We start from the raw sequence: 8,864 nt of genomic DNA, 5'->3' as shown, positions 1-8,864 counted from the left end.
TTCTCGGCTGGTGAGAGAGAGTCTATCTTTCTCTAAAAAAATGGAGAATCACGTTGGGGAGCCCTTTGGTATTTTATCCATGACTACAATGCACAGCAAAGCAAAGGATTAAGCCGCCATCACTACTACCGAATCACCACCACAATTTTGTCTCCGTACAATTTTTACAATATGTCAACCCACATTCCGCACCCTCAACTGTCACATAAGACTAAATCCGTTGAGCATAGGCTACTTATGAGGACAGGCACTCATGCACTCTTGCAATAGGCAAAAGGGGGAATAAATAATCATTCTTTAATAACCGGATTTAGTATCACAACAATTTTGGCAATTTAGGAGTAATCTAGCTCAAATCCTCGAAAAAAGGGTTGTAATCTTTTGTAGTTAGACTCTTTCAGAGCTTTACCTCCAAATCCAACGGCTAACTCCCTCAGATTGACGGTTTTGACTTTGATTAAGGCTAGTAGGAACAGTGCCAGAAACGAAACCCCGGCACCATGCCATCCGAGATGGGGTTGAAGGGCTTGCTTTAAGCCACTATACTGGTTCATAGGGTTTTGGAGATTGGTTCTATTTCTCATCAAACCCTACTCCCGCCTACTTTAAAATCTTTGAAACCGCATCCACAGGGAAACCCGTAGTTTGGCTTTTTCGGCTATGATCCTTGCATAGCAATACTTTTAAGGGTTAATGGCCTGCCAGTGAAATTCCAGTTCTCTAGCTGGTTGCGGTTCATCTCCTTAAAAGTGTCCCGAAGTCAATCTCAGCTTAGATGTCATATTCCTTACTCTATAAGGGTTTGAGGCTATTTTAAATAGATACCATGTTTGGACAAATTCCCAAATTATTCTCAAGCTATACTGGCATACTAGATGCGGTCTAATACAGTTATCCCTTAACTATTTGATTAATGATGAACAACCAACAAAACGGGGCTTTAAAAACCCAAAGTCAAGCAAATCTGCCAGTTTTTGCCCAACCGGCTTTTATCCCCTCCCCGACGCAGGAAGAAGAGGAACTCAACCTGCGTCAAGTCTTTTCTGTGGTCAAGCATCGCTGGTGGATAATCGCTGGCATCACCCTAGGGGTGACAGGAGCGATCGCTACTTGGACTTTCTTAAAAACCCCTATCTATCAAGGTAGATTCCTGCTGCTCATCGGTCAACCGATTGAGCAAAATAAAAGTTCTTCCAGACTGGCAGCCCAAGATATCCTACCTCAGTTAGGTGGTGAAGACATCGATTATGATACCCAAATCGCTGTTTTAACCAGTCCTCAACTTCTTAACCCCATCCTTAGTAAAATAACCCCTAAGTATCCCGATTTTACCTACAGTGATTTAATTAGTAAAACTGGCAAATCTGATCTCGAAATTAGTCAATTAAAAAAGACGAAAGTTTTAGAAATTTCCTATCAAGATGCGGAACCGGAAAAAATTAAGCTGGTTTTAGATAATTTAGCCCGTCATTACCTCAACTATAGTTCTCAGGAACGGAAGACCGAAATTAATCAAGGGTTAGATTTTGTTAACGCTCAATTGCCCGTGCTGCGGGAACGAGTTAATACTCTACAAAAACAAATGCAGCAATTCCGGCAGCAATACAATTTCCTCGATCCCGATAAAGAGGCGACTCGTTTATCACAACAGTTAACCAATACTGAACAAGATTATCGGGCAGCCCAAGTTGCCCTTAACGAAATTAACTCTCGCTATCAGGCTTTACAGCAACAGGTGGGATTAGCCCCCGATCAAGCAATTATCGCTACTTATCTCAGTGAATCTCCCGGTTATCAAGATTTGCTCAAGCAGTTGCAAGAAGTGGAAGTGGAATTGGCCAAACAATCGGCAGTTTTTGCCAAGGATAGCCCAATAATCGCCACCCTAGAGGAAAAACGGGCTAATTTACTGCCCCTACTGCAAAACGAAGCCCAGAGAACCCTAGGGGAAAAACTGCCCCAGACAGTGGGTGACTCCCCGGCTTTGGTGTCACAGAGCGCTTTGCGGGTACAATTAACCCAACAATTGGTGGAAGCCGCTAACAGTCGCCAAACCCTAGAAATTAAGGTAGAATCCCTTGCCCGGGCCCTCGAACAACAGAAAGCCTCGGTCAAAAATCTGGCGGTTTTAGCCCGTCGTTATACGGATTTGCAGCGAGAATTGGAAATTGCCACCACCAGTCTCGGCCGTTTTCTGGAGGAACAACAAAAACTCCAACTCAAGGTGGCACAACAAGTGGTGCCTTGGCAACTAATTTCCCCACCAGAAGTAGGGGAGAACTTCGTTTCCCCTAAACCCGTGCGAAATCTGGCTTTAGGGGTTATCGGTGGTCTGTTACTAGGTATGGGGGCAGCCTTTTTAGCTGAAAGATTAGACCCCGTTCATCATAGTGCAGATGAAATAAAAGAAGATACCAAACTACCCCTTTTAGGTGCAATTCCCTGGCAAAAAGACCTTGGCACGATCGAAAAAGTGATCACCGCCGCCCTACCCCAGTTAACAGTCGGCGATCGCAAAATCACTATCCCTAATAGTACCCCAAAATCAGCCAACGAAAACCCCTACTACTATAATTTCTCCCCCTTCTCGGAGGCTTTCCGCACTCTCAACACCAATATTCGCCTCCTCGGTTCCGATTCCCCCCTCAAGTCTCTCGTGATTAGTTCTGTATCACCGGGAGATGGTAAAACCACCATGGCAATAAATATCGCTAAGGCCGCCGCTGGTATGGGACAAAGAGTTTTACTGGTGGATGCCGACCTGCGACGGCCCCAGATTCACCAGCGACTTAATCTCGATAACGACCACGGCCTTAGTAATGTCCTCGCCGAGGGTCTCGATTGGAACGAGGCCGTTCAATCCCTACCCCGCTACGAGAATTTATCGATTCTTACCGCCGGTTCAATTCCCCCGGATCCCACCCGCTTGCTTTCTTCCCAGAAAATGCAGGAGATGATCTCCCAATTACAGCAAGACCACGCCTTCGATCTAATTATCTACGATCTACCTCCTCTCGCCGCTTTTGCCGATGCGAAAATTCTCGCCGCCATGGCCACTGGCCTAATTCTCGTCACCAGATTGGGCAAAACCGACCGCTTTGCCCTGAAAAATCTGCTCGAAGACCTGAGATTATCCCACATTTCCGTATTAGGTTTAGTGGCTAATAATGTTAGTCGGAAAGACCACAATTATCGTTACTATGGCCATTACTACGGCAAAAGATAATTAAATTGAAGATAGATACCCCCTTAATCCCCCTTAATAAGGGGGGTGTCTGATGGTTTTTAACACCTAACTACTTATTGATCAGTTATCAACTTTTAATTTATGTTAAATGCGGGTTTTAATCTGGTATCGCAATGATCTGCGGGTTCACGATCACGAGGCAATTTATCGAGCCATTCAAGAACAATTCGAGATAATTCCCTTCTATTGTTTTGATGAGCGTCAATTTGGTTTTACTTCCTACGGGTTTCCAAAAACTGGCAAGTTCCGGGCTAAATTTTTATTAGAAAGCGTAGCAAATTTGCGACAATCTCTGGAAGGTTTAGGCAGTAATTTAATTATCCGATGGGGAAAACCAGAGGAAATTATCCCGCAATTAGTTCAAGAATTGCAGATAGCCAGGGTTTATTATCATCAAGAGGTAACAGCAGAGGAATTAGCGGTAGAAAAAGCTGTAAATAAGGCTTTATCCAGGGTTCCTGTGCAGATAAAAACTTTTTGGACAGCCACTTTATATCATCCTGATGATTTACCTTTTACCCTTAATCAACTGCCGGAATTATTTACTAATTTTCGTAAACAAGTAGAACGTCATTGGGAAATAAGAACAACTTATCCCAATCCGAAAAAGTTGACAAAACCACCTAAAATAGATTGGGGAAACCTTCCTAGTTTAAACGATTTAGGCTTAACAGAACCCATTCTAGACCGGGGAGGTGTTTTGTCGTTTCAAGGGGGTGAAATGGCAGGAAAATCACGGGTTAAAGAATATATTTGGGATAGTGATTCCTTAAAAACCTATAAGGAAACCCGCAATGAAATGTTAGGGACTAATTATTCCTCAAAATTCTCAGCTTGGTTAAGTTTTGGCTGTCTTTCCCCCCGTTATATCTATGAGGAAGTACAAAAATATGAGCAAACAAGAGTAAAAAATGACTCTACCTATTGGCTAATTTTTGAATTATTGTGGCGAGATTTTTTCCGATTTATTTGCAGTAAACACGGGAATAAAATCTTCTATAAATCTGGTTTACAAGAGCTTAATTTACCTTGGTTAGAAGATTGGCAAAGATTTAATCTTTGGTGTGAGGGAAAAACTGGTTATCCCCTTGTGGATGCTAATATGAGAGAATTAGCTGCTACAGGATTTATGTCAAATCGTGGCCGGCAAAATGTCGCTAGTTTTCTGACCAAAAATCTCGGGATTGATTGGTGTATGGGAGCAGAATGGTTCGAGTCATTATTAGTTGATTACGATGTCTGTAGTAATTGGGGTAATTGGAATTACACTGCTGGTGTCGGTAATGACGCGCGAGGATTTCGTTATTTTAATATCCCTAAACAGTCGAAAGATTATGATCCCAAAGGTGACTATTTACGTCACTGGTTGCCCGAATTAGCCCGAATAAAAGGCGATAAAGTTCACGAACCTTATAAATTATCTCCAGATGAACAAAGGCGTTATGGTGTGATTTTAGGGGTTAATTATCCTCGTCCCATTGTCGATTTTTTTCAATCGATCAAACACAACGAAAAAATTTATCTTCAGCATTTCAGTAATCAGTAATCAGTAATCAGTGGAATTCCACCTAATATTGTCTCAAGAATAAAATTATTTCTAGACAAGAAACTTACCCAAATAAAAATGATTTTTATTGCCCCGTATTTTTTCAGTCAAATTGAATGGCTCTTCGGGAATTGTTATGCAAATAATTAACTTAAAAGAAAATTAGATGAGAGCGCCTACGCCCAAAAGTAGCTGAAATCCATATAGGGAAGGACTTAAGGCACAAACAGGTTAATACCAAAAGATAGACAATCGAGTTAAGATTTGATATAATAGCCAAAAACGAGATTATTTTACTTATGATACTTGACAAATTTTTGAACCTAGAAGGAACCTGTATTCAAGGCTATCGACACCTAGAAAATATCGGTATAGTTTGACCAGTCGAATCGAAAAATAAAAAAGCAATCTGTCCTCGTTGTGGGTTAGAGAGCGATAAAAACTTTTCGCCTTAAGGCGAGGTTTTAGACCCGATTTTTTCGATAACGAGCTATTCAGTTTTAAAAGCAATATTTAAGCAAAAATTTATGAAAATCGCTATTTTATCGCAAGACGCTTCTCTTTACTCGACCAAGCGACTGAAAGAAGCGGGAGAAGCCCAAGGCCATGAGGTACGAGTGATCAATTATTTGCGCTGTTACATGAACATCACCTCCCATAAACCCACGGTTGTCTATAACGGTAAACCCTTGGAGAGTTTCGACGCAATTATTCCCCGCATTGCCGCCTCAAAAACCTTCTATGGAACCGCAGTCGTCCGACAATTCGAGGTGATGAATGTTTTTACTACCAACGACTCGCAAGCAATTTCTCGGTCGCGGGATAAATTGCGTTGTCTGCAAATCCTCGCTCGGGAAGGGATCGGTTTACCGGTGACGGGAATTGCCCACGCAACTCAAGATATCGATGGTTTAATCGAAACCGTCGGCGGCACCCCTCTAGTGATTAAATTATTAGAAGGAACCCAAGGTATTGGGGTAGTCTTAGCGGAAACCGATCAAGCAGCCAAGTCAGTTATTGAAGCTTTTCGGCAATTAGAAGCTAATATCCTAGTACAGGAATATATTAAAGAGGCCAGTGGGGCAGATCTGCGCTGTTTTGTCATCGATGGAAAAGTGGTGGCCTCGATGAAGCGACAGGGGGCCGAAGGGGATTTTCGTTCTAATCTTCACCGCGGTGGTAAGGCAGAAAAGGTAAAATTAACCCCGGAGGAACGCAGTACGGCCATACGGGCCACTAAAGCCATGGGTTTACGGGTTGCGGGTGTGGACTTATTACGGTCCAATCATGGGCCTGTGGTTATCGAGGTCAATTCCTCTCCCGGTTTAGAAGGAATAGAAGCAGCCACCAGTGTGGATGTGGCTAAAAAAATTATCGATTTTGTCGCTAAAAATGCCCCCCTAGTCCTAAATCGCGATCGATATCAATATTAGCCGTCAGCCTTGGATCAGTTATCAGTTATCAGTCAATAGTATTAAGCGATAAGCTCGGAGCTGCCTTTTTACTGAAAAAAATCTCCCCACACCCCACACCCGACACCCCTTAAACAGGATTTAGTATCAGTTATCAGTCGGAAAATACACGGACGCTATCGGGAATAATCGATAGTTTTACCTTTGTACCGATGTCTAATTGGGTGTTAATCGTTGTTCTAGCGTGGATTTGGCTGCCGGTGGCCGTTAGCAGACAATAACGGTATTCCCGCCCTAAAAATTGGCGATCACAAATAACCAGAGCTCCCGTCTCATCCGGTTTAATTTTGACATCTTCCTCTCTCAGCATCAATTCCCCTTTGTCCAAATCTTGACCATCGGCAATTTCCCAGACTCCTATCTCGGTTTGCCATTGTTCCCCCTCCCGTCTAGCGGGGAGAAAGTTAGCTTGGGTAACAAACTCAGCCACGAATCGCGAGGCCGGATGACTATAAATTGCTTCGGGATTGTTAATTTGTTCTAATTTTCCTTGACAAAGGACCGCAATTGTGTCACTGATTACCATTGCTTCCTCCCGGTCGTGGGTGACAAAAATGGCCGAGATGCCGGTCGCTTTCAGGATATGACGGATCTCGTGCCGTAACCGTTGCCGTACCTGCACATCGAGATTACTTAAAGGTTCATCTAAGAGGATTAAAGAGGGTTTTGGGGCTAAAGCGCGGGCGAGGGCGACTCTTTGCTGTTGTCCTCCCGATAGCTGATGGGGATAACGTTTTTCTAGTCCTTGCAGTCCGACTAAATCCAAAGTTTCCGCCACCCTAGCGTTAATAGCTTTGGTCGATAATTTCTCCCCAGAATTTTTTAACCCGAAGGCGATATTTTCAGCAATGGTTAAATGGGGAAAAAGAGCGTAATCCTGAAAAACCATGCCCGTATTGCGTTTTTCCGGGGGAATAAAGGTTTTTTCGTCGGCAACTATTCGCCCTCCCAATTCAATCACTCCTTGAGATGGTTTTTCAAATCCCGCAATCATCCGGAGTAGAGTGGTTTTACCGCAGCCCGACGGACCCAATAATCCGAGAATTTCGCCCTCTGTTAAACTAAAACTGATATTATCGACAGCTAGATTAGTAGAAGCGGGAAAACGCTTGTTAACCTCGGATAAACGCAGAATGACAGACTTTTTCATGGTGGGAAAGACAATCGCCCAGTCAGTGGCGGGGCTATTTACTTGGGAATTTTCCTAATTAGTTCACTATTATTGTTTATAACATCTCAAGGGACTAATTAGGAAACTTTCTCAAAACTTTCATGCTCACACCTGAAGATATTATTCTCGTTCCCCGGGGGGCCGAGCATAGCTCAATCCGTCGAGGATTAAGAAACATCGGCGATTTAGCCCCGCAAATTATCCCGATTAACCTTGGCGCTCCAGAATTCCTCGACAGTTCCCCAGCCTCTAAGCTATCTCTAGAATTTCTTAATAAGCTCAAAGGAAAAATTGTGCTGATGGGATTAGCGGGCAGTCTCAGCGATCGCTATCGAGTCGGAGATGGGGTAATCTATCAAGGTTGTGGCCTAGAAAAGGGGAATTATTGGCAGTGCGAACCAGAAATAACCGCAGAAATCGCCCAATTAACCGGATATAGCCTCGTTAAAGGTTTAACCAGCGATCGCCTGATTAGCCATTCCGAGGAAAAACGACGTTTAGGACAGGGGGGCTATGAGGTGGTCGATATGGAAGGAGCAAGGATTTTAGCGGCTTTATCGGGGCAAAAAGTGGCAATTGTGCGCGTGATTAGCGACGAGGTGACGCAGGATTTACCCGATTTAGCCCCGGCAATTGATAATCAAGGTCAGCTGCTACCATTGCCCCTAGCTCGACAAATGTTAATCCGTCCCATCCCGGCCTTCCATTTGATTCAAGGTTCCCTAAAAGGTTTATCCGTACTAACTCAGGTGGTGCGAAAGTTGTGCGGCAGTAATTTTTAAAAGTTGCTTGCAGATTATTTTTTTTCTGTGCTATAGTGGTTAGGCTAAAATCAAGCGGATGTGGTGGAACTGGTAGACACGCACGTTTGAGGGGCGTGTGGCTTACGCCTTGCGAGTTCGAGTCTCGCCATCCGCATAAACTTTTATCTGCCCTCCGACAAGAATTGTCCTGGTCACCTTGAATGTCGGCAGGATGCCCCCGTTACACCCGTAGGGTTAGCGGGGGAGTCGCTCTTTTCCCCGTGGTACTAACGGTAATCGTCCCATCTTTCTCGACAAAGCGGAAGGTTCGAGCGTCACAGTCGAAACTTGTTGAGGTGAAGTTCTTGACCTTCCGAGTCGATGCGCTGCGCGCGTTTCCTATTGCTCGGCATTCCTCTCAAGCTCGGCTATCTTTTCCCGCACAGATTGATTTTCGGTAATGATTCGGTAGTAGTGGCGTAGCTCTCTTGCTTACCTGGTATGAATTGTGTAAAATATTTATTAATAAAAATAATTGGAACCCGCTCAGTCTTTAAACCTCTAGCTTGATCATGACTTTTCTAATAAATATCTTTTTCTGGCTCCTGTCTGGCTTACTCAAATATCAGTCTAGCACCGAACAAAGTCCCCCCTTCACCTCTATTCCCCTGTCCTAATTGTGGTT

Annotated in this window: 5 protein-coding genes, 1 tRNA gene and 2 pseudogenes; 6 read left to right on the top strand and 2 right to left on the bottom strand. The window is 43.8% G+C overall.

The window, feature by feature from the left end; genetic code table 11:
* Nucleotides 1–341: 341 nt before the first annotated feature.
* Nucleotides 342–554: pseudogene (locus IM500_RS23835) on the bottom strand (IS4 family transposase); the annotation flags it as partial.
* Between the two features lie 359 nt (nucleotides 555–913).
* Here IM500_RS23835 and IM500_RS23830 point away from each other — a divergent pair.
* From IM500_RS23830 to rimK, 4 genes and pseudogenes are all read left to right on the top strand, one after another.
* Nucleotides 914–3,226, top strand: coding sequence for a GumC family protein (locus tag IM500_RS23830; protein ID WP_190723376.1), 2,313 nt, complete (start codon nucleotides 914–916; stop codon nucleotides 3,224–3,226).
* 109 nt (nucleotides 3,227–3,335) lie between these two features.
* Nucleotides 3,336–4,793, top strand: a complete 1,458-nt coding sequence (locus tag IM500_RS23825; RefSeq protein ID WP_190723378.1) for a DASH family cryptochrome — start codon at nucleotides 3,336–3,338, stop codon at nucleotides 4,791–4,793.
* Between the two features lie 299 nt (nucleotides 4,794–5,092).
* Nucleotides 5,093–5,233, top strand: a pseudogene (locus tag IM500_RS23820) (ISL3 family transposase); the annotation flags it as partial.
* An 87-nt stretch (nucleotides 5,234–5,320) separates the two neighbouring features.
* Nucleotides 5,321–6,226 carry a 30S ribosomal protein S6--L-glutamate ligase gene (rimK, locus tag IM500_RS23815; RefSeq protein WP_190723380.1) on the top strand — a complete coding sequence of 302 codons (906 nt, stop codon included), beginning with the start codon at nucleotides 5,321–5,323 and terminating at the stop codon, nucleotides 6,224–6,226.
* 133 nt (nucleotides 6,227–6,359) lie between these two features.
* Here the strand turns inward: rimK and IM500_RS23810 are convergent, their stop codons facing one another.
* Nucleotides 6,360–7,415, bottom strand: a complete 1,056-nt coding sequence (locus IM500_RS23810; protein WP_190723381.1) for an ABC transporter ATP-binding protein — start codon at nucleotides 7,413–7,415, stop codon at nucleotides 6,360–6,362.
* 122 nt (nucleotides 7,416–7,537) lie between these two features.
* On the opposite strand from IM500_RS23810, the gene IM500_RS23805 reads away from it, so the two are divergent.
* Together IM500_RS23805 and IM500_RS23800 are read left to right on the top strand one after the other, a co-directional pair.
* Nucleotides 7,538–8,218 (top strand): nucleoside phosphorylase-I family protein, encoded by a 681-nt coding sequence (locus IM500_RS23805; protein WP_190723384.1) that lies wholly within the window; start codon nucleotides 7,538–7,540, stop codon nucleotides 8,216–8,218.
* 54 nt (nucleotides 8,219–8,272) lie between these two features.
* Nucleotides 8,273–8,354, top strand: a tRNA-Leu gene (locus tag IM500_RS23800).
* Nucleotides 8,355–8,864: the final 510 nt, after the last annotated feature.

Origin of the sequence: Microcystis sp. M179S2, assembly GCF_020245805.1 — a bacterium.
Taxonomy (GTDB): Bacteria; Cyanobacteriota; Cyanobacteriia; order Cyanobacteriales; family Microcystaceae; genus Microcystis; species Microcystis aeruginosa.
The sequence above is the reverse complement of the archived record's forward strand: the minus strand, read 5'-3'. Positions and strand labels throughout refer to the sequence as shown.

Coding starts and splice junctions, on each gene's coding strand:
- IM500_RS23810 (WP_190723381.1), bottom strand. CDS start 7,415: ATGAAAAAGTCTGTCATTCTGCGTTTATCCGAGGTTAACAAGCGTTTT.
- IM500_RS23830 (WP_190723376.1), top strand. CDS start 914: ATGATGAACAACCAACAAAACGGGGCTTTAAAAACCCAAAGTCAAGCA.
- IM500_RS23825 (WP_190723378.1), top strand. CDS start 3,336: ATGCGGGTTTTAATCTGGTATCGCAATGATCTGCGGGTTCACGATCAC.
- IM500_RS23805 (WP_190723384.1), top strand. CDS start 7,538: ATGCTCACACCTGAAGATATTATTCTCGTTCCCCGGGGGGCCGAGCAT.
- rimK (WP_190723380.1), top strand. CDS start 5,321: ATGAAAATCGCTATTTTATCGCAAGACGCTTCTCTTTACTCGACCAAG.